Origin of the sequence: Pseudomonas sp. zjy_15 (assembly GCF_043101865.1) — a bacterium.
GTDB classification, from domain to species: Bacteria; Pseudomonadota; Gammaproteobacteria; order Pseudomonadales; family Pseudomonadaceae; genus Aquipseudomonas; species Aquipseudomonas putida_Y.
In genome coordinates this window covers 1-1,297 of record NZ_JBICII010000102.1, presented here as the reverse complement: position 1 = coordinate 1,297, position 1,297 = coordinate 1, and the positions used below count along the sequence as shown (strand labels likewise).

Below are 1,297 nucleotides of genomic sequence, written 5' to 3'. Positions count from 1 at the left end.
CCTTGGGGCCTCGTGGGCTTTTCGCAACCTGTCTGGGCTGGATGTTTCTGGCCAGCTCCAGCAGGCGCTGAGCCAGGTTTTCCATCGGAACAACGGGCATGTACTCGGATGGCAGGGCAATCTGCATGCCTTCGTAACCCCCTCTGATCTGCACCGCCAAGTGATAGATCGAGGCTTCCCAATTCTCGGGCAAGGCATCGCGGTGAGCCTGTTCAACACTTCGCTTGAGCAAGGCCAGAACGTTGTATGCCAGCACGGCAGTGGTGAATCCAAGCAAGGCGGCTCGCGGACTGCCGAGGGTTTCAATTTCACTTTCCAGAATTGCTTCCAACCGCTGGAACATCCCTTCAATACTCCAGCGGCGCCGATAGAAGTCTGCGATCTGTTGCGCACTGATGCTCTCGGGCAGGTTGCTCCAGAACATCAAGCTGTTATCACCTGAGTCGTTTGGTGAATGAAGCGTTAACTCGACACGTCGCCAGCGGTGCCCGCCTTTTACTTCGATGGATTGCTCGCGCACAGTGCCTGTGGCGACGGGCATCGGTGCTTGCCACTCACCTTCCTGGATCAAGCGTGGATGCTTGGCCTGCTGGCGAATGACAAATGATGTCTTCACCTGTTCGCACGCCTCCATTACAGGCAGCGTGCAGTAGAGACGGTCAGCGATCCAAACCTGATTGGTCTTTGCTTCAGCCAGCAACGGCAAAACACAAACTCGTTCGCTTGCGTAGGCGTCCTCGCACGGCTGGAGGTCAATTACCTGATCCAGGTCGGGGTCGTAAACCACCACCGAAAACCCGGGGCGAGCCGCTCCGCGCTCTTGGCGCAGCGCGCCAAGACGCTTTTCGGTAGAGGCCAAGTGGCTGCCATCGACCACCCGAACTTGCCAATCAGGAAGCATGGCTGAGCAGCCCAACTCATGGATTGTCGGCGCCAAGCGCTGCGCGCAGCCTGTCACCAAAGCACGCAACAGGGCAGGTTCGGTTCGACTGATCTTGTCGTACAGAGCTGCCAGGCTGACGGGAAGGTCGTCCAGTTGTCTTGCCGCAGCATGCAGCGATGGCTTCAAGCCCAATGAAACAAGCGACATCAACTTGATAATGGTCGAGAACAGCAGCTCGCGAGAATACTGCCGTTGGCGGTGCTCCTCGAAAACCTGATCGACCCACTCCGGCGCAATGGCCTGCTCCAAGGCAAGTTTGGCCATTACGCTGGCGGGTGCTTTTTTCTCGAATCGCGCTAGTACATCAGCCCACATCGCTCGGGTCTTCCTGACTGGATTTCAGCGAATTCTACC

Annotated in this window: 1 protein-coding gene; it reads right to left on the bottom strand. The window is 57.4% G+C overall.

Annotated elements, in window-relative coordinates; all coding sequences use genetic code 11:
* The coding region (locus ACF8EF_RS18990) for an IS4-like element ISPpu8 family transposase (RefSeq protein WP_392461784.1) at positions 1-1,207 on the bottom strand (1,207 nt) is incomplete at its 3' end.
* Between the last annotated feature and the right edge of the window lie 90 nt (positions 1,208-1,297).